At 68.4% G+C, this 19,951-nt stretch carries 15 protein-coding genes; 9 read left to right on the forward strand and 6 right to left on the reverse strand.

Annotation, left to right across the window (positions count from 1 at the left end; all coding sequences use genetic code 11):
- Positions 1 to 22 precede the first annotated feature (22 nt).
- Positions 23 to 340: a hypothetical protein gene (locus tag CEK68_RS02415; protein ID WP_225851628.1), complete on the reverse strand. Its 318-nt coding sequence runs from the start codon at positions 338 to 340 to the stop codon at positions 23 to 25.
- A gap of 218 nt (positions 341 to 558) precedes the next feature.
- Between CEK68_RS02415 and CEK68_RS02420 the strand changes: the two genes are divergently transcribed.
- The 4 genes from CEK68_RS02420 to CEK68_RS02435 all read left to right on the forward strand — a co-directional run bounded on the left by CEK68_RS02420 (position 559) and on the right by CEK68_RS02435 (position 7,579).
- Complete coding sequence (locus tag CEK68_RS02420) at positions 559 to 4,122, forward strand: methylmalonyl-CoA mutase family protein (RefSeq protein WP_152238436.1); 3,564 nt, start codon at positions 559 to 561, stop codon at positions 4,120 to 4,122.
- Between the two features lie 156 nt (positions 4,123 to 4,278).
- Positions 4,279 to 4,734 carry a nuclear transport factor 2 family protein gene (locus CEK68_RS02425; protein WP_017914699.1) on the forward strand — a complete coding sequence of 152 codons (456 nt, stop codon included), beginning with the start codon at positions 4,279 to 4,281 and terminating at the stop codon, positions 4,732 to 4,734.
- Between the two features lie 314 nt (positions 4,735 to 5,048).
- On the forward strand, positions 5,049 to 6,116 hold the full coding sequence (locus tag CEK68_RS02430) for an HDOD domain-containing protein (protein ID WP_152238437.1): 1,068 nt from the start codon (positions 5,049 to 5,051) through the stop codon (positions 6,114 to 6,116).
- Between the two features lie 311 nt (positions 6,117 to 6,427).
- Positions 6,428 to 7,579 (forward strand): M50 family metallopeptidase, encoded by a 1,152-nt coding sequence (locus CEK68_RS02435; protein ID WP_152238438.1) that lies wholly within the window; start codon positions 6,428 to 6,430, stop codon positions 7,577 to 7,579.
- Positions 7,580 to 7,751: 172 nt separating this feature from the next.
- Here the strand turns inward: CEK68_RS02435 and CEK68_RS02440 are convergent, their stop codons facing one another.
- On the reverse strand, positions 7,752 to 8,240 hold the full coding sequence (locus tag CEK68_RS02440) for a pyridoxamine 5'-phosphate oxidase family protein (protein WP_010342308.1): 489 nt from the start codon (positions 8,238 to 8,240) through the stop codon (positions 7,752 to 7,754).
- A gap of 289 nt (positions 8,241 to 8,529) precedes the next feature.
- Between CEK68_RS02440 and CEK68_RS02445 the strand changes: the two genes are divergently transcribed.
- From CEK68_RS02445 to CEK68_RS02455, 3 genes are all read left to right on the forward strand, one after another.
- The gene (locus tag CEK68_RS02445; protein WP_152238439.1) at positions 8,530 to 9,504 is read left to right on the forward strand and encodes a lipase family protein; all 975 of its coding nucleotides are present in this window, start codon (positions 8,530 to 8,532) and stop codon (positions 9,502 to 9,504) included.
- Positions 9,505 to 9,605: 101 nt separating this feature from the next.
- The gene (locus CEK68_RS02450; protein WP_152237957.1) at positions 9,606 to 10,181 is read left to right on the forward strand and encodes an N-acetylmuramidase; all 576 of its coding nucleotides are present in this window, start codon (positions 9,606 to 9,608) and stop codon (positions 10,179 to 10,181) included.
- Positions 10,182 to 10,334: 153 nt separating this feature from the next.
- A complete protein-coding gene (locus tag CEK68_RS02455) occupies positions 10,335 to 10,508 on the forward strand; it encodes a DUF1328 family protein (protein WP_017908222.1) in 174 nt (57 codons plus the stop codon).
- Between the two features lie 101 nt (positions 10,509 to 10,609).
- On the opposite strand, the gene CEK68_RS20920 is transcribed toward CEK68_RS02455, so the two are convergent.
- On the reverse strand, positions 10,610 to 10,777 hold the full coding sequence (locus CEK68_RS20920) for a hypothetical protein (RefSeq protein WP_017908223.1): 168 nt from the start codon (positions 10,775 to 10,777) through the stop codon (positions 10,610 to 10,612).
- A 132-nt stretch (positions 10,778 to 10,909) separates the two neighbouring features.
- Positions 10,910 to 12,310: a serine protease gene (locus CEK68_RS02460; RefSeq protein ID WP_152238440.1), complete on the reverse strand. Its 1,401-nt coding sequence runs from the start codon at positions 12,308 to 12,310 to the stop codon at positions 10,910 to 10,912.
- A 721-nt stretch (positions 12,311 to 13,031) separates the two neighbouring features.
- Here CEK68_RS02460 and CEK68_RS02465 point away from each other — a divergent pair.
- Positions 13,032 to 15,944 (forward strand): TonB-dependent receptor, encoded by a 2,913-nt coding sequence (locus CEK68_RS02465; protein ID WP_152238441.1) that lies wholly within the window; start codon positions 13,032 to 13,034, stop codon positions 15,942 to 15,944.
- 252 nt (positions 15,945 to 16,196) lie between these two features.
- On the opposite strand, the gene CEK68_RS02470 is transcribed toward CEK68_RS02465, so the two are convergent.
- Complete coding sequence (locus CEK68_RS02470; RefSeq protein ID WP_152238455.1) at positions 16,197 to 17,798, reverse strand: PQQ-binding-like beta-propeller repeat protein; 1,602 nt, start codon at positions 17,796 to 17,798, stop codon at positions 16,197 to 16,199.
- Positions 17,799 to 18,303: 505 nt separating this feature from the next.
- Here CEK68_RS02470 and CEK68_RS02475 point away from each other — a divergent pair.
- Complete coding sequence (locus CEK68_RS02475) at positions 18,304 to 19,104, forward strand: SGNH/GDSL hydrolase family protein (RefSeq protein ID WP_152238442.1); 801 nt, start codon at positions 18,304 to 18,306, stop codon at positions 19,102 to 19,104.
- A gap of 98 nt (positions 19,105 to 19,202) precedes the next feature.
- On the opposite strand, the gene CEK68_RS02480 is transcribed toward CEK68_RS02475, so the two are convergent.
- Positions 19,203 to 19,913 carry an rRNA pseudouridine synthase gene (locus tag CEK68_RS02480; protein ID WP_152238443.1) on the reverse strand — a complete coding sequence of 237 codons (711 nt, stop codon included), beginning with the start codon at positions 19,911 to 19,913 and terminating at the stop codon, positions 19,203 to 19,205.
- Between the last annotated feature and the right edge of the window lie 38 nt (positions 19,914 to 19,951).

A 19,951-nucleotide genomic window follows, 5' to 3' on the forward strand; every position in this document is an offset into this window, starting at 1 on the left:
ACAACCTACTGAGAGATCACAACTAGCGGCGTACCCAATAGCCGGCGTGGAAGCGATAGGCGGGGCCGTAATGCTCCCAGCGCGGGCCGACGTAGACGTAGCCCGGCCGTTCCACCACGTAGCGGCCGGCGACCCAGACGTGGTGGCGTCCGTTCCATTGCCAGTAACCGGGCATCCAGACATAGCCGGGCCGCACCACCACCCGTTCCACCCGAGGCGGCGGTGGCGCGGTGCGGACCGACAGTTCCACCACTTCGCGCGCCTGCGCGGGCGCGGCGGCCATGGCGCCGGCGAGCGCGCCGCCGAGCAGGGTGGCCAGCAACAAGGGACGAGCGAACATGCGATGTCTCCGAAGGCATCGGCGGGGTGCCGACGCGGGAGGAAACGCCGCGACCGGCACGGTTGTTGACGCGTTTCCGAGGGCGTATTCATGCAGCGGATAGCCAGGTGCGACGTCGCGTACGCGGTTTGCCGCCCACGTGCGCATGCTGCAGCGCAACCTGCCCGTGTCGCGCTGCACGCCTAGAATCGCGGCATTCTCTTTTCGATGTCCGCACGATGAGCCTTCCCGCGTCCCGCGTTCCGTTGCCGCAGACCGACGCCAGTCCCCTGCGTTTCGTCACCGCCGCCAGCCTGTTCGACGGCCACGATGCGGCGATCAACATCATGCGCCGCCTGATCCAGGCGCAGGGCGCCGAGGTGATCCATCTCGGCCACAACCGCAGCGTCGAGGACGTGGTGCGCGCGGCGCTGCACGAGGACGCCGACGCGATCGCGCTGTCGTCCTACCAGGGCGGGCACGTGGAGTACTTCAAGTACATGGTCGACATGCTGCGCGAGCGCGGCGCCGGCCATGTACGCGTGTTCGGTGGCGGTGGCGGTACCATCACGCCCGAGGAAATCGCCGAACTGCAGGCCTATGGCGTGGAGCGCATCTACCACCCCAACGACGGCATGAAGATGGGCCTGGTGGAGATGATCGAGGACGTGGTGGCGCGTGCCGGGCAAGGGCGTGAGACCGCGGCGGAGGCGCGTGGCGCGACGCCGGCCGGCTCCCCGCTGCCGGACATCGACGACGAGATCGGCATCGGCCGGATGCTGTCGGCGATCGAGGACGGCGCGTTCTCGGAGGCGGAACTGGCGCTGTTGCGCAAGCAGTGGCAGTCCGGCACGGCGTCCACGGCGGAGTCGCGCAGTCGGCGCGCCGCACCCGTGCTCGGCCTGACCGGCACCGGCGGTGCCGGCAAGTCCTCGGTCACCGACGAACTGCTCAACCGCTTCCTGGCCAGCTTCCCGCAGATGCGCATCGCGGTGGTCTCGGTCGACCCGAGCCGGCGCCGCACCGGCGGCGCGCTGCTCGGCGACCGCATCCGCATGAACGCGCTGCGCAGCCCGCGCGTGTACATGCGTTCGATGGCCACGCGGCGCCAGCACGCCGCCACCAACCGGGTGCTGAAGGACTGCATCGCGTTGTTGAAGGCGGTCGGCTACGACCTGGTGATCGTGGAGACCGCCGGCATCGGCCAGAGCGATTCGGAGATCGTCGACCTGGTCGATTTCCCGGTGTACGTGATGACCAGCGACTACGGTGCGCCGAGCCAGCTGGAGAAGATCGACATGCTCGACTTCGCCGAACTGGTGGTGCTGAACAAGTACGACCGGCGCGGCGCCGAGGACGCGCTGCGCGACGTGCGCAAGCAGTGGCGGCGCAACCGCGCGGCGTTCCAGTTGGAGGACGAGGCGGTGCCGGTGTATCCGACCATCGCCAGCCAGTTCAACGACCCGGGCGTGAGCTGGATGTTCGTCAATCTGTGCCGCCTGCTGCGCGACAAGCTGACGGCGCAGTCCGATGCCGCCGCTGGCCCGCCGGCGCACTGCGATTTCCGCCCGCAGCTCGACACCACGCTGAAGGAGCCGCGCGCCACCGTGCTGATTCCCGGCGCACGCGTGCGCTACCTGGCCGAGATCGCCGAGCAGGGCCGGGCACTCAATGCCGGGGTGCTGCGCCAGGCCGAGGCCGCCGACCGCGCGCAGGCGTTCTGGCAGGCGTTGCACGAACTGCAGGACCCGCAGCTGCCGGCGCAACTGGAACTGTATGCGGCACAGGATCTGCTGCCAGCGCAGCGCACGTCCGGCGATGCTTCCGCGGACGCCGTGGACGCGACCCTGCTATTGCTGCGCCAGCGCTACAACGATGCCTTGCAGTCGCTGTCCAGCGAATCGCTGAAGCTGCTGCGCGAATGGCCGCAACGGCTGAAGTCGATCACCGACCCGGTCACCGAATACGCGGTGCGCGGCAAGCCGATCCGGGTGGAGAACTACCGGGAGTCGCTGAGCCACCAGTCCATTCCGAAGATCGCCGCGCCGCGCTACAAGAGCTGGGGCGAACTGCTGACCTTCCTCGGCAAGGAGAACCTGCCCGGCAGCTATCCGTACACCGGCGGCGTGTATCCGTACCGGCGCACCGGCGAGGATCCGATCCGCATGTTCGCCGGCGAGGGCACGCCCGAGCGCACCAACCGGCGCTTCCACTACCTGAGCGTCGGCCAGCCGGCCGCACGCCTGTCCACGGCCTTCGACAGCGTCACCCTGTACGGCGAGGACCCGGCGCCGCGCCCGGACATCTACGGCAAGATCGGCAACTCCGGAGTCAACATCCCGACCCTGGACGACATGAAGAAGCTGTACTCCGGCTTCGACCTGTGCGCGCCGACCACCAGCGTGTCGATGACCATCAACGGTCCGGCGCCGATGATCCTGGCGATGTTCATGAACACCGCCATCGACCAGCAGGTGGAGAAGTATCTGAAGGCCGACGCGCAGCGCTGGGCCCAGGCCGAGCAGACGCTGGCCCGGTTGTTCGAAGGCCGCGAACGCCCGCGCTATCACGGCGAGTTGCCGCCGGGCAACGACGGCCTCGGCCTGGCCCTGCTCGGGGTCAGCGGCGACCAGTTGCTGGACGCGGAGACCTACGCGCAGATCAAGGCGCAGACCCTGTCCAGCGTGCGCGGCACGGTGCAGGCCGACATCCTCAAGGAGGACCAGGCGCAGAACACCTGCATCTTCAGCACCGAGTTCGCGCTGCGCATGATGGGCGACATTCAGCAGTATTTCGTCGAGCAGAAGGTGCGCAACTTCTACTCGGTGTCGATCTCCGGCTATCACATCGCCGAGGCCGGCGCGAACCCGATCAGCCAGCTCGCCTTCACCCTCAGCAACGGTTTCACCATCGTCGAGTACTACCTGGCGCGCGGCATGCACATCGACGATTTCGCGCCGAACCTGAGCTTCTTCTTCAGCAACGGCATGGACCCGGAGTACACGGTGATCGGCCGGGTGGCGCGGCGGATCTGGGCGCGGGCGATGCGCGAGCGCTACGGCGGCAACGAGCGCAGCCAGATGATGAAGTACCACATCCAGACCTCGGGCCGTTCGCTGCACGCGCAGGAGATCCAGTTCAACGACATCCGCACCACGCTGCAGGCGCTGTACGCGCTGTTCGACAACTGCAACAGCCTGCACACCAACGCCTACGACGAGGCGATCACCACGCCGACCGAGGAAAGCGTGCGCCGCGCGGTGGCGATCCAGATGATCATCAACAAGGAGCTGGGGCTGAACTTCTGCGAGAACCCCTGGCAGGGCAGCTTCATCGTCGAGCAGCTCACCGACCTGGTGGAAGAAGCGGTGTACAAGGAGTTCGAGGCGATCAGCGAGCGCGGCGGCGTGCTCGGCGCGATGGACACCATGTACCAGCGCGGCAAGATCCAGGAAGAGAGCCTGTACTACGAACACAAGAAGCACGACGGCAGTCTGCCGCTGGTCGGGGTCAACACCTTCCTGCCCAAGGAGCATGCCGGCGAGACCGCGACCGAGATCGAGCTGATCCGCTCCACCGAGCAGGAAAAGGATCAGCAGATCGGCAACGTGCGCGACTGGCAGCAGCGCCGCAACGCGCTGGCGCTGGCCGCCAGCGGCGCCGGCCTGGGCGCGCTGCAGCGCACCGCGCGCGAGCGCCGCAACGTGTTCGCGGCGCTGATGGAGGCGGTCAAGACTCACAGCCTGGGCCAGATCAGCCATGCGCTGTATGAGGTGGGCGGCGAGTATCGGCGCAACATGTAGGTGCCGGCGTCGGCCAGGGTGCCTGCCGCGTGCGCTTCTGCGGCGCCGCGCCAGCGCATGCGGCAATCTTGCGGCCGCGGCCCGGGCGGTCTCATAGTGTCCCATCGACTCACGCAGAGGGTGCAGATGAAAGTCTGGGGAGCGTTGGCAGTGTTGATGGCGTGCGCGGCGACGACCCGCGCGGCGGAACCGGCCGGGGATGGGGCGGCGGGGCCGCTGTTCGACACCGTCGCGGCGCTGGACCAGCGCCTGTTCGAGGCCTACAACCGCTGCGACCTGGCGGCGTTCGAGTCGTCGTTCGTGCCGGACGTGGAGTTCTACCACGACACCGGCGGCGTCACCTGGGACCGTGCGAGCGTCGTCGACAACACGCGCAAATGGATCTGCGGCAAGGTCCGCCGCGAGTTGCTGCCCGGTACGTTGCGGGTCTATCCGATCAAGGACTTCGGGGCGATCGAGGAAGGCGAGCACCGCTTCTGCGAGCTGGCCAGCGGCCGCTGCGAGGGCATCGCCAAGTTCGTGATGGTGTGGCGCCAGGACCCGGACGGTTGGAAGTTGACGCGGGTACTCAGCTACGGGCATCGCACCGCGCCCGCACCGGCGCCGCACTGAGCGTGCGGGTGGCCGTCGCCCCCATAGGGCGGCGTTCAAGCCGCATCGCCCCGACCAGATCCGCCACGTGCCGTCCGCAGGCGGCAGCGAGGAGCGGCGCCACAGGCTGATGGAGTGGTGAATGGCGCTGTCGGCACGCCGCTTGCTTGCTGCTGAGTGGCGCGATCGCGCGTTGTCCATGACCGCCTCACGGCGGTCGGCCACCGCATCACGTCGGCGTTGCGCAGAAACCCGCGCGGCGTGCTTGAATGACATGGCGTGCCGCGTGGGCGCGCACCGGTGGCCGGGCGCGGGGACCTGGCGATGTTTTGCGGATGACGACGATCGTGCCGATCATGTGGATTGCCATCAGTGCGGGTGCGCTGGTGCTGGGGGGCGGACTGTGGTGGTGGCTGCGGCGTGGCCCTGGCGATGCGGCCGAGGCGCCGCAGGCGCGCGCCCATGTCGAGGATGCCGACGTATCCGCGGCACCGGCAGTGTCTGCACCCACCGCGCCAGCCGCGCGTGTTGCCCCGGTGGACCCGGTGGACCCGGGCCTCGACCCTTTCGCCGACCCGGCCCTGCTCGATCTGGATCCGGTGCCGGACGCCGCGATCCTGGCGCGCCTGTGCGAGCTGGCATTCGCCGGCCGGCCGGTGAGCACGTCGGCCACGCCTGCGCCGGCGGTCATGGCTGAGGCCGCCGCGGTGCTGGCGCGCATCGACGCGCATCCGCGCTACACGCCGCGACGCCCGCACCTGCTGCCGCAGCTCACCCGCGCGATCAACGACCCGACCGCCGGCGCCCATTCCATCGCCACGATCCTGGGCCAGGACCCGGCGCTGGCCGGCAACCTGCTGCGCATCGCCAACAGCGTCGTCTACCGCCGCCATCCCGAGCCGATCGAGAATCTGGAACGGGCGGTGGCCCTGCTCGGCACCGAGGGCCTGCGCCAGATCGTGCTGGCGGCGCTGCTGCAACCGGTGATCGTGGACGACGGCAGCGTCTTCGGCCGCTGTGCGGCGGTGCTGTGGGAACACACCCTGCTGTCGGCGCACGCCGCCTCCCAGGGGCCCGACCGCGAGGATGCGAACGCCGCGCAGTTGCTGGCGCTGTTGTGCGGGCTGGGCGCGGTCTCGGTGGTGCAGGTGCTGCGCGATGTCCACGCACGCCACGCCGAGGCAGCGCCAACGCCGGCGGCGATGACCGAGATGCTGGAGGCGTGGTCGGCACACTGCGCCAAGGCTATCTCTGCGGACTGGGGGCTGTCGCCGCGCGTGCAACGCGCCCTGGAGGAGCAGTCGGGCGACGCCGATGTGGCGACCATGAGTGCGCTCGGCCTGGCCCTGCGCCGGCATCGCGCCGCGGCGGCCGCGCAGCTGGCGGTGCGCTATCGCCGTTAGGTGGCGCCGTTGCGTGGTCCAGCCAGTGATTGGTCGAAACGTGCGGCAGAGCGGACGGGTGCCGAAGCGATGCTCGGCTACCGGGCGATGCGACGGGAGGTCGGCGCAGCCGACAGCGCGAGACAGCATGCGCCGACGCAGGCGCGGATCCCTGTCGTGTCCACGCTGGCGCCGAGGCTGATCTGCTTGCTGGCGCCGTTGGCGACGATCGCCGTCCATGAAGGTGGCGCCCTGCTGGCGGCGCATGCGCATGCGTGCGCTGCGCGGTTCCGGCTTGGCGGGTGGCCGCTCGGTGCCGCGCGGAGCCGGCCATGAGTTCGGCCGGGACAACACGCGGCGCGTGGATGCCATCGCCTTGGCTCAATCGGCTCCTGACAGGCGTGCAGGGCGTGCTGTTGCTGATCGGCGTCTCGGCGATGGCGGTCGGCGCTATCGCCCTGGTCCAGGGCGTCTGGGCACCGGGCATGGTCGAGTTGCCGGTGATCCTGCTCAGTCTTCCGCTGGCGGGCATGGCGACGGTGGCGCTGCACGAGTGCGGCCACGTGCTGGCGGCGCGTGCCGCGGGCATGACCGTCTACCTGATCCATATCGGCCCGCTGCAACTGCATGCGCGCCGCCGTGGCTGGAGGATGCGTTGGCGGCGCGTGCGTCCGGGCCATCCGATCGGTTTCGTGCTGCCCGTGCCGGATCCCTCCCTGTCGCTGCGCCGGCAGTATCGATTGACGATCGTCGGCGGGCCGGCGGCCAATCTGCTGGTGGCGTCGATCGCATGGCTTGCCGCGCGATGCGCCGGGGTCGACAGCAATCTGGGCGCATTCTGCGTTGGCATCGGCGTCCTCAACTTCGCGGTCGCGCTGATCAATCTGTTGCCGGTGCAGGGACGGTCGGGAGCAACCGACGGCTTGCAATGGGCGAATGTGGCGCAGTGGCACGAAGCGGATGCCCCGGCGTACGTGCTTGCAGAACTCAATGGGTGGACATGCCAGGGCGTCACCGCGGACAGGCTGTCGCCGTCCCGCCTGGACGTGCTCGCACGCAGCGACCTGGCCTTGTGCCACAGCTGGTTTGCGTTGAAGGCGGCGCAGCAGCGTGGTCAGTGGCGGCAAGCGGCGGAACTGCAACCGCAGATGGAGCAGCGCCTCGCCGAGGCGGGGCACGCTGCCGCGCAATGGGAGACGCTGGTCATGCTGCTGCGGTGCGAATTCGCATTTTCGCGTGCAATGGCAGGAAGCGCCGAGATGGAGATGCTGGATGCGGGACTGACGGCGGAGGCGGACTGGATCGCTCCAGCGTTGCGCCCGCGCTGCCGGGCATTGATGGCCATGCGGCACGCCGACCCGGCGGGGGCGCAGGCGTGGTTGCGGCTGGCGGAGGCGGCGGCCGAAGACCAGGTCGATCGTGCCCTGCGAGCCACCGAAGCCGTGCTGCGCGATGCGATGCGTGGACTGCTAAAGGCCGAATGACCCGTTGCTTCGGCGCGGTCGACGCCATGCGCCGCTCGCATGAAGCGCGGCGCGTTTTCTCGACGTCATGCAGACGCGATGCGCCAGGCGGGCAGGAGGCGGCCGGCCGAGCGGGATGCCCCGGCTGCACGCATGCAGCCGGCGCGACGGCGGCGTGGCGAGCGCGTCTGCCTCAGCGCAGCGGCACGTCGGCGACCTTGTCCTGGTAGTCGCGCTTGGGGTCGATGCCGAACAGCACCTTGATGCCGGCCATCAGGCTGGAACCGTTGAGCCAGATCTGCGCGTGATCCGGGTCCAGGCGCAGCAGCGCCAGTTTCGGATCGTCCTTGCCCTGTTCGTACCAGGCGTCGATGAAGCCGTTCCACAGGCGCTCGATCACCGCCTGGTCGTTATCGACGCTGAGCGTGCCGCTGATGCTGGCGAACAGGTCGTGGTTCTTGGCGCTGAACGCCGCGATCACCCGCTGGCTCTGCGTCAGCTTCTGCACCAGCGCGTTGTCCTTGGAGGTGAAGAACCAGATCGGGCCGCCGCGATCGCCCTCGAACTGCGCGGTCATCGGCCGGGCGTGGCCGTCCTCGACGCCGTCCAGGCCCAGCATCACGGTGCGGTCGGACTTCAATGCCTTCCAGAATTTCTCTTCCAGTTCCTGCGGGCTGGCCATGCGGATCTCCGAGCGGGCGACAGTGCCCGCCTGCACTGTGCCTGCGGGCGCGCGCGCAGTCCGTGACGGGAGGGTGCAGGCCACGTGCAGAGCCGGTGCGCGCGGATCGCTGTAGACAAGTGCGGCGACGCGCAGCGCGCTGCGATGCGTATCGAAGCATCGCGCCAATCCCCAGTGCTACTAAGCGACCACGCCACGCATGCAGCGTGGCGGACGGACCACGGTTCCGCAGGGAAGGCGTGTGCCGGCTGCCCGCGGCACGCGCCGCTTTCCGACAGGACGTTTGCCGATGAGTGCGATTCCCGCGACGCAGCCGCTGTTGCCGCCGCAACTGACCCTGGCGATGGCCGCCGCCAGCATCGCCGCCTACGCGGCCTACGAAGGCAAGCCGGTCTCGGCGCCGTCCGACTACCGTCTGGTCGCCCGCTGGTCCGGCTGGGATGGCGACCCGCTGGGGGGCAGCGAGGAACTGTTCGGCCTGCTGTTCCGTTCCACTGCCACTGCCGGGACCTATCTGTTCGCGTTCCGCGGCACCGATTCGGACCTGGACATCTACGAGGACCTGGACTTCTCCACCACCGCCTTCGTGCCCAGCGCCGGTACCGTCACGCCGGTGCCGCAGGTGTCGGCCGGGTTCTACGGCATCTACAACGGCAGGGGCGGCGCCATGCGCGCCTCGATGCGCGCGCAGTTGTTCGCGCTGCTGGAGCACTTCGCGCCGACCCGGGTCTACGTCACCGGGCACAGCCTGGGCGGCGCGCTGAGCCAGTTGTTCTCGCTGGACCTGGCGCTGAGCCGGCCGGGGCTGCCCAGCCGCAACATCAACTTCTGCAGCCCGATGGTCGGCGACGCGAGCTGGGAACAGGCCTATGCCGCGCATATCGCCGCGGCCGACAGCACGCGCTGCTACAACTACTGGGACTACGCGCCGTCGCTGCCGCCGTCCATGTTCGGCTATGCGTCGGTGGGGCAGGCGTTCCGCACTGCCTACGACGTCAACGGCGCCTGGTTCCCGCATCTGCTGCCGCGCCACTCCATCGCCAACATGCAGGTCGTGCTGCAGCACGCCCTGTGGCAGACGCCGCAGGCCTGGAGCGGGACCTTCGCCGACCAGACCGATCCGCAGCGGCTGATGCGCAGCCAGATCCCGCCCACCACGCCGCATCCGGCCTGGGCGGACATGGCGCTGACCGCGCGAGCGGCCGAGCAGGCGCTGGGCTTTCCGGAGGGGGCAGCGGCGTCGCCGGCGGCGGCCACGCCATGAGTGCGTGCGCGGCCTGGCGGCGCGCCCGTTGTGCCCGCGGTCACTGCATGGTGCCGCCACGGGTGCCACGCTGACCGCCCATCGATCGCGAGGACGTCGCCATGGCATCGTTCGACCTGTATCTCCCACAGCTGCTGCGGTTCGAGGGCGGCTTCGTCGATGATCCGAACGATCCGGGCGGCGCCACCAACCACGGCATCACCCTGGCCACCTTCCAGCGCTGCGCGCAAGCGCTGCTGGGCCAAGCGCCGACGCTGCAGAACCTGCGCGCATTGACTGTGCAGCAGGCCGCGACGATCTACCAGCACGACTACTGGGACAGGATCGGCGCCGATCAGATCGCCTCGCAGACGTTGGCCGAGCTCGTGTTCGATTTCTACGTCAATGCCGGCGATGTCGCGATCTCGCTGCTGCAGCGCGTCCTGCAGCAACTGGGCGCGACCGGCTTGGCGGTCGATGGCGAGATGGGGCCGGCGACCCTGGCGGCGCTTGCCAGTGCGGACACGGCACAGGTGTACGCGCAGTACCGGCAGCAGCGCATCGCCTACTACCAGCGCCTGGTGGCGGAGCGTCCGGCTGACGCCGAGTTCCTGGCCGGCTGGCTGCGCCGCGCGGAATGGTTCCCGGCGAGCCTGCCGGCCGATGCGTCGGCGCCTGCGCAGACCGGCACCGCCTGATGCGACGCCGCGCCGTGCACGGCGCGTGCATCTGCGTTTCACCGCATGCGCATGCCGCGCTGTCTAGTCTCCCGAACCAGCGTCGGCCATCTGCAGACGCCAGCGCACGCGATGACGGCGTGCGCCTGTCCTCGTTTTCGGGAAGACCGCATCATGATCAAGTGGGCCATCATCATCGCCATCATCGGACTCATCGCCGGCGCGCTCGGCTTCAGCGGCGTGGCGGGCGCGGCGATCGGCGTCGCCAAGTTCCTGTTCTGGGCAGGCATCGCCATCGCCCTGGTGCTGTTCGTGCTGGGCACCATGCTGGCCAAGAAGGTCAGTTAAGCACCAGGCCGGGTGTCGCGTCGATGCAGGTGCGTCGCGCGACAAGTCCGTAGAGCGAGGCCCTGTGGTGGTTGGCAGGCGCCTGCCGTGCCATTGAAGGCCTAGGCGTCGCTGGCGGTATCGGCTTCGTGCGTTGCAGCGTCGTCGTCGGAGGCGGGCTTGGCCGCTGCGGCACGCGCTTCGCGCTTGCGCGCTTCTTTTTCTTCCTGCTGTTTCTTCTTGGCCAGCTCGCGCTGCCGCTTTTCGAAGGAGTAGTTGGGCTTGGCCAATGCATGTCTGCCGTCAGGGGAATGCCCTGAGTGTAGCCGCTGCGCGGCTTCGGCGTGCGAAACGGACAGGCCGTCATCGGGACGGCCTGTCCTAGGCGCAGGTGCGGGAGTACGGCCCTCCCGGACCTTGGCTTACGGGCTCAGATACTGCTGGATCGACGAATACACGTCGGCGAAGCGCGAGTAGTAGTCGGGATCACTCGGTGCGCTGCAGTATGAGGTGCCGCCATACAGGCCGCCGCGCAATTGGTAGGCGCCGCTGCTGTTGACGGTGAACAGGCCGGAGCCGGACGAGCCGCCTTCGGTGACGCCGGTGCTCCACTGCACGCGGTACAGCGGCGATTTGCCGTCGATGGAGCTGGACAGCGCGGTGACCTTGCCCAGCGAGTACTTCTTGACGTCGCCGGCCGGGTGGTGGATGCCCTCGATCGCGGTGCCGGTCGAGCCGATCGCCGAACTGCTCCAGCCCGCGTAGAACGCGCCGCTCGGCGGAGCGCTCTTGAGCTCGAGCAGCGTGGTGTCGCGAGTGGTGTTGGTATAGCGCAGGTAGGCGCCGCCGCCGAGCGTGGTGTAGTTGGAATTGACCGTGGAGCCGCCGCAGGTGGTGGCGTCGTAGAACCAGTAGGTCTGCAGCGTATTGGCCACGGTCTGGGTGCTGATGCAGTGCGCCGCGCTCCAGAACATCGCTTTCTTCGGCGAATTGCTGTTGTTGAGCAGGGTGCCGGTGCACAGGTAGGTGCTGCCGCCGCTGGTGAAGGTCATGCGCGCCACCGACTTGGCCGCCGAGGTGAAGCCGGAGGTCGGATTGGCGCGGCACACGATGTCGCGCTCGCACGAATCGCTCTCGCCGATCATCGGCCGCATCATCGTGTCGCTGGCCACCGGGCTGATGTCCAGGTGCGAGAGCTGCGGGATCTTCAGCGCGAAGCCTTGCGGGTACTGGCCGGCCGGCAGTTCGATTTCCACCACCATGCGCGCGCCGGCGATCACCGCCGACCAGCCGGGCTGGCTGCCGGCGAACTCGGCGCCGCTCTGCTGGAACACACGGCCATCCTCGCCGGCGAAGCGCAGCGTCGCCTTGCGCGGATCGCCGGGCTGGGCGCCGCTGCCGCTGAGCTGCAGCGCTGCGCGCAGCGCCTGCGCATTGGTCGAGGCGATTTCGAAACTGGTGACCTGGGCGCCGTTGGGCAGCGTCTGCCAGCGCAGGCGACGCAGGTTGATGTCGGGCTTGGCGACGTCGCGGGAAAAGCCGATCTGCAGCGGCTGGCCGTGCTTGACCTGTTGCCCGCGTGCCTGCTTCATCGCCGCGGCCTTGCTGCTGTCGGGCGCGGCAAGTTCGATCAGGCGCGGGGCGTGCGCGCTGCCCGGGGGAAGGCTGCGCAGTTCTGCGCCACCGAGCGCGGCGGCATCCGGGCGGGCTTCGACCGGGGCGGAATCCATTTCGGCTGCTGGGGGAGTGGCAGCCATGGCGGCGGGGGACATGCCGGCAATGCCGGCGAGCAACGCCAGGTACAACGCATGCTTGCGATTCATCGATCTTCCTTCTGCGAAGAGGGACGAGACCATCCGGCAGGGGACCGGATGCCATTGCACCCGAGTTCGAGGTGCCTGCCGAGGCTACGGACGACGCCAGGGCGGTTGCGTGTCAGGCGTCACGCTCGGAGGGCCGGTTTCGTAGACAGCTGCTCACATTGCGTGTGATGGCGCGAAAGAAGCGCACGGCGCTGCGATGCCGCAGCGGTGCCGTTGCCTGCGCGCTGCAATGCGGATACGAGCCTGTCGATTGGGAAGGGCAGGATGGGTAGCGCTATCTGGAGCGGCCTGATCGACACGTCGACACGGACGTCGGCCAGTCCGCCCGCTCACGCGCACCAGCGGCTCAGGCCGCCCCGCCGAACCGCATGAAGCAAGGCGCGGACGCTCCCGCCGAGCAGGGTCCTGACCGGTTGCCACCTTTCTGCAATCTTTCCGACAAATTTCAGTAGATTCAATCACTTGAATCGGCATCTGGCGTGCTGCGACGCAGCTTGCATCGATTCAAATTCGGCCTATAACGCTGGCGTCGCATATATGAACTTTGCGTTCTTGTATGCACCGCCTTGCGGACGGCCCGCGCGAGGCCAGGGGGCTAGGGCGGGCTCGGCACATCTCCAACATCGATCGCTCCTGTGGGGGGAGACCAGTGAACAGAACCGCTTTCCGGCGTGGACTCATCGCCAGTTCCGTTGCGCTCGCCCTGTGGGCGCCCTCTGTCATGGCGCAATCCGCGCCCGATGACGCGGCCCCGCCCAATGGCGCCGGCAAGGCCGACAAGCCGGTCGAACTCAAGGCGGTGACGGTCACCGGATCGCTGATCCCGCGCGTGGAGGTCGAAGGCCCTGCGCCGGTGGTCACCATCACCGGCGAAGAGATCAAGAAGCAGGGCTACACCACGCTGTGGGAATTCCTCGACTCGCTGCCGCAGGTGGGCCAGCAGGTGTCCGACCCGGCCTCCTGGGGCTCCAGTTCGGTCAATGCGCGCTCGGTGAACCTGCGCGGGCTCGGCCCCGGGTTCAGCCTGCTGATGATCGACGGCCATCGCGTGGTCGACTACCCGCAGCCGCTCAACAAGCAGAGCAACTTCCAGAACTTCAACAACCTCCCCACCGGGATGATCGATCACGTCGAAGTGCTGGCCTCCGGCGCGTCGTCGATCTACGGCTCGGACGCGGTCGCCGGCGTGGTGAACGTGATCCTGAAGAAGGACTACCAGGGCAACCAGTTGCAGGTCACTGCGGGCGGCGCGACGCGTGGCGGCCGCCGATACGGCGACATCAACTACGTCGGTGGCCGCGCGGGCGACAACTGGCACGTGACCTACAATTTGGAGCACTCCAACCGCAGCGCGCTGTGGGGCATGGACAGGTCCTACCAGGATTCCGTGGCCGACGCGGGCTACGGCGCCTGGGGTCCGGCCTCGCGCATGTTCGGCTACCAGTACGATGCCGCCGGCGCAATCGCCCTGTCGGCCACCGATGCCAACGGCCACTACATCACGCCGCCCGCCGGCACCTGCGACAAGTTCACCAACTCGCGCCTGACCCAATCGCACTCGGTGACCACCAACGGCACCCAGGTCACCGGCGTCACCGACAACGGCTTCTACTGCGCGCAGCCGGCGCTGTTCCAGAACTGGGTGCTGACCCCGGGCAGCATCAGCAACAGCGGCTACCTGGCGGGCGAGTACGACTTCCAGAACGGTCTGCAGTTCTACGGCTCGGCCGCGCTGTACCAGACCGTGGGCATCTCCAACACGCAGCTCAACGTGTTCAGCGCCGGCCCGTTCTACGACCAGACCACCGGGCAGACGGTCAACCAGGTGATCCGCCAGCTGACCCAGAAAGAGATCGGCGTCAGCGCCAACACCTACGACCGCGAGCGCAACTGGAACCTGCAGGCCGGCCTGCGCGGCACCGTGTTCGACGGCCGCTTCAACTGGGATCTCAACCTCAACACGCAGAAGTACATCGTCCGCGAGGCGTTCACCGGCTACAACGCGCAGGCCACCAACACCTTCTTCCTCGGCCAGCAGCAGGGTACCACCGCCGACGGCCTGCCGATCTACGCATTCAACTGGCAGCAGTTCTGGAACCCGATCACCCCGCAGCAGTACGACCAGTTCGCGGTGACCGGCGTGAACACCGCGTCGTCCTGGCTCGACCAGGCGCAGCTGCGCGTCAACGGCGACCTGTTCAAGCTGCCCTGGGCCGATCGGTCGGTGGGCTGGGCCGCGGTGCTCGAAGCCGCACACAACGGCTTCAAGCTGTCGCCCGACCCGCGTGCGGCCGATCCGTCCACGTTCCAGAACCCGTTCGGCGCCTACCTCACCGGTGCCGGCACCCGGCAGCGCTTCTCGCTGGGCACGGAGTTCCGCGTGCCGGTGCTGGAGTCGGTGACCTGGACGCTGTCCGGCCGCCTGGACAAGTACAACGACGCCAGCCGTGCCGACATCGCCCGTACCTGGGGCTCTGGCCTGGAATGGCGCCCGTACGACGGTCTGCTGCTGCGCGGCAGCTACGGCACCAACTTCAAGGCGCCGGACATGCAGGCCATCTACCTGACCGGTTCGACCTCGCCGGTGGGCTTCTACGCCGACCCGCTGCAGTGCGTGAACGCGATCAAGGCCGGGCAGAACAACAACACCTGGTGCAACAGCGTGCAGCGCCCCGGGTCGCAGTACTACACGCTCTACACCAACGGCAGCCGCCTGCTGCTGCCGCAGACCGGACACTCCTGGACCTACGGGTTCGTCTGGCAGGTGCCGGGCGTGCAGGGGCTGTCGGTGTCGGCGGACTACTGGAACATGGGCGTGGACAACGCCATCCAGTACCTCGGCCAGGACACCGTGCTCGCCGACGAAGCCGGCTGCCTGACCGGGCTGAAGCCGAACGGGACGTCGGGCCTGTCGCCGTACACGGCGCACGTGGCCGGATCGGAGTATTGCCAGATGGTCACCCAGATGGTGAAGCGCGACGCCAACGGCCAGATCGTGTCGGTGCAATCGGGCCCGATCAACGAAGCCTCGCTGTACGTGGCCGGCGTCGATGCGACGCTGGACTACAAGTTCCACACCGACGGCTACGGCGACTTCCGCGCCGGCATCAACTACACCAACAACCTGTCGTACAAGCAGCGCGTGCTGGCGTCGGATCCGTTGCAGAACACCCGCTATCAGAACGTGGCCAGCCGCATGACCTGGATCGCCGACTGGACCAAGGGCCGCTGGAACGTGTCGATCTCCGGCGTGCGCAATGGCCGCATGCGTGCCCCCAACTACGCCGGCTGCGACGTGCTGCCCAACGGCATCCAGCCCGGCATGGTCACGGTGTCCAATGGCGGCAACACGGTGTCCACCGGCGTCTGCCAGGTCACCCAGGACGGCAACCAGGTGACCGTGCCGGATACGACCTACCGGGGCCACGCGCCGGCCTGGATCACCTGGAACGGCTCGGTCGGCCTGCAGGTCACGCCGGACCTGCATGCGAAGCTCACCGTGTCGAACATCTTCGACAAGGTCGGTGCGATTCCGTATTACGCCGGCGGCTTCGAGTTCGTCACCACCGGGCAGACCGCGAGCGAGTACAACGGCCGGGAAATGTTCCTGACCCTGGACTACACGTTCAACTGAGCGGTCAGCTGATCGTCGGTGGGCTTCGCGGGAAGCGGAGCCCCCCGGATCCTCATGGGCCTGGCGTTGCCTCGTGTCAGCTCTCGTCGCAGCGCGCGCTGTCGAAGCGTACGTGCGCCACGTGATCTCACCTGGCGCCTTGCGCTTCGCGATGCGATGCGCTCGATCGTCGTGCAACAGCCTCTCCCGCTTGCGCAGGAGAGGCATTCGCAGGAGAGGCACTACAACCGAAGAGGCGGTCCTGAGCTGCGCTCAGCGGCGCCGGTTCGACGGCACGAACTTGTACAGCTTGTTGACCCCGGTGCCGAAGTTGAAGCGGCTGTAGCCCGCACCCCAGTACACCGCACCATCGACGATCGCCGGTGCGCTGGACACCGAGCCGCCGGCATCGAAGCTCCACAGCGTGGCGCCGGTCTTGGCATCGAGCACGGTCATCGCGCCGGACATCGAGCCGGCATAGACCAGGCCCGGCGACGACGCCAGCGGGCCGCGGCCGCCGGCGCCGAACGCGGTCTGCACCGGATCGGTACCCGGCACCTTGACCTGCCAGAGGATCTTGCCGCTGGCCGCATCCAGCGCGGCCCAGGAGCCGGCGTTCCAGGTCTCGGTGTTGCCCGGCGCCAGCGTGTACGGCGTGTGCTCGTTGTTGTTGATGGCCACGTACACGCGACCGGAGAACGGATCCACCGACGAGCCCCACTCGATGCCGCCGGCGGTGCCGCCCGGGCCGACCTGGGTCGACCACACGGTCTGCCCGGTGTCGGCGTCGAAGGCCCAGTACACGCCGCTCTTCTGGCCGGCACCGACCAGCGCCTGCGGCTTGCCGTTGCGGATCGCCGTGAACAGGTTGGCGCCGCCGCCGCTGAAGTCGTAGTCCGGCCCCTGCGGGTCCTGGCACAGGCCATTGGTCGGCGCGACCAGGCAGGACAGCGACCAGGCGTCGGCGCCCTGCAGGCGGCGCGTCCACACCGGCTTGCCGCTGCGCATGTCCAGCGCCAGCACCGAGTCGACATAGTTGTCCGGCGCCATGCACGCCAGTTGCGCGGTCTTGTCGCCGTTGGCGTTCTTGACGCAGCTGGCCACCTCGGTCGGCACCGAGTAGTTGTTGCCGGTGGTGGCGTAGACGCGCTGGCGCAGCGGATCGATCGCCAGCGTGCCCCACACCGAGGCACCGGTGTAGCCCTCCGGCGCGGTGCGGAAGCTCCACAGCAGCTTGCCGGTCTTCAGGTCCAGCGCGGCGACGCTGCCGCGGAAGGAATACTTGTAGCCGGCGCTCAGGCCGCCCCAGTCGCCGGAGGACACGCCGACGTAGACGCGGTCGCCGTAGATCACCGGCGAGGCGGTGATGCGCGCCTGCGGGTTGGACTCGACCAGGGCCTTCCACAGCAGCTTGCCGGTGGCCTTGTCGATCGCCAGCACCGTGCCGCTGGCCTGGTCGCCGACCAGCACGCTGTCGCGCGCGATCGCCGGGCTGTTGCGCGACAGCGAACCGGCGATGCCGGTGTAGTCGGCCAGCTTCACCTGCCACACCGCCTTGCCCAGGTCGGTGTCGATGCGATACAGCTGGCCGCCCCAGTCCGGCACGTACAGCGCCGTGCCCTGCACGGTCGGCGTGGCGGAGACGTCGCCTTGCGTGGTGAAGGTCCACGCGGTCTTCAGGCGCGCGGCGTTGAACGGAGTGATCTGCCATTCGCCGGGCGCGAAGCGGGTGTTGAGGAAGCCGCCGCCGGCACTGTCCCAGAGGCTGTGCGTGGCGAACGGCGTGCCGCCGGAGAACGTGCTGCGCCATTGTGCGCTGGCGGCGCTGGTGTCGGTCGTCGCCGCTGCGGTGCCTGCGGACTGCGCCATCGCCATTGCGCTGAACATCAAGCCGGGAATCAACGCCAGCCGCAGGCGGGAGTGGTTCTGGTGTGCATCACGCGTTTTCATGGATGTCCTTCGGGCTTGGGAGTGAGGATCCCCCCGTCACGTCCGCGGCCATCCTAGAAGTGAAAATCCTTGCGTGTCATGTACTTACGAAAAAGTTAGGGCCTTTGCAGAAGGTTGCTGCGATAGCGAAAAACGATGGCGGCGGCATCGCGTTGTCATCGTGCCGGCACGCGCGTGACGCATGGCGTCGCAGGCTGCGATGGCCGTCGCGGCCGCGTGTTGCCGCGCATCGACACGGCGCGGCAGATTGCGTCCGCGTGGCGCGTGGCGATATGCGCCATCGATCCCGTGTGCCGGATTCGCCGCGTGAGCGCGGGCTGAATTGCGGTGCAGTCGGACGTGCCGCAGTGCGCTGCGGCGACGCCGCATGGGCGGTGCGAGCGGTTGGTTACACTGTGCGATCACCGTTGTCCGCACAAGGAATGCCTCGATGAAATGCCCCTCGTTGTTGTCCCTCGCCATCGCGCTGTGTGCCACGGCCGCCGGCGCCGTGCAGGCGGCAACGCCCGTGTCCACCGCGGCGCTGGAGGGCAAGGTCGATGCGCTGTACACGCGGGCGCCGGACACGCTCAAGCCCGATGAAGTGAAGGCGATGCAGCAGCGCCTGCTCGATTGGGCGCAACTGCAGCGCTATCGCGCCGACAATGCCGCGCTGCCGGCCGCGGACGCGCCGCGCGTGGTGTTCTACGGCGACTCCATCACCGACGCCTGGGGCCGTCGCGAAGGCACCACGTTCTTCCCCGGCAAGTCCGCCTACGTCAATCGCGGCATTTCCGGGCAGACCACCGCGCAGATGCTGGTGCGCTTCCGCCAGGACGTGATCGACCTGAAGCCGGCGGCGGTGGTGATCCTGGCCGGCACCAACGATCTGGCCGGCAACACCGGGCTGTCCACGCTGGAGATGATCGAGGACAACCTCAGCGCGATGACCGAGCTTGCGCAGGCGCATCACATCAAGGTGGTGCTGGCTTCGGTGTTGCCGGTGACCGACTATCCGTGGCGGCCGGGCCTGCAGCCGGCGCAGAAGGTGCGTGCGCTCAACGCGTGGATGCAGCAGTACGCGCAGCAGCACGACGCGGTGTACCTGGACTACTACAGCAAGCTGAGCAACCGCGACGGCGGCATGGACAAGACCGTGGCCATCGATGGTGTGCACCCCAACAATGCCGGCTATGCGGTGATGGCGCCATTGGCCGAGCAGGCGATCCAGCGCGCGCTGGCAAAGCCCTGAGCCACGCGCGCTCCTAGCCCCTCTCCCCCCGGGAGAGGGGTTGGGGTGAGGGTACGACCGCCGGAAACAATGATCATCGCCACAGCGCCCGCCGCCCCTTAGAACCGCTCACCCTCCGGCAGATAACGCCACTCGCCCGGCGCCAGCTTGCCCAGCGGAATGCGGCCGATGCGCAGGCGGCGCAGGCCGGTCACTTCCAGCCCGACCTGCGCGCACATGTCGTGCAACTGGCCCGGCTGCACGTGCTTGATCGCGAAGCGCAGGCGCTGTTCGCTCTGCCAGCTGACCTTGCACGGCGGCAGCGTGCGCTGGCCATGGCGCAGGCCGTGCGCGAGCCGATGCAGGCCGTAGGGCTGCAACGTGCCGCTCACCTCCACCACGAACTCCTGCTCCAGCGTGGCCGCGTCCTCGCTCAGCCGCCGCAGTACGCGGCGGTCCTGGCTCAGCACCAGCAATCCGCTGGCCTCGGTCTCCAATGGCAGCGGCAGACTCAGGCGCAGGAAATGGCGCTTGAGCACACGCATGTCGCTGGCATCCAGCGCGCTGCGGTTGCCGGGCGTCGCCAATGCCATCGCATCCTCGGCGCGCATCCCGGCCGGTTTGTGCAGCAGCAGCGTGACCGCCTGCGCCGGGCCGAGTTGCGCGTCGGGCGCCAGCGTCACCTGCTGGGTGGTGATCGGCGTCTGCGGTTCCTCGACCACCACCCCGTCCACGCTGACCCAGCCGCCCTCGATGTACTGCTGCGCCTCGCCGCGCGAACACGGCAGCAGGGCGGCGAGATGCTTGTCGAGACGGACGGGGCTGGACATCGGGGCTGTGGTGATCGGTGGGGGGCGCAGTGTACGGG

Source organism: Xanthomonas sp. LMG 12461 (genome assembly GCF_009192935.1).
Lineage (GTDB): Bacteria > Pseudomonadota > Gammaproteobacteria > Xanthomonadales > Xanthomonadaceae > Xanthomonas_A > Xanthomonas_A sontii.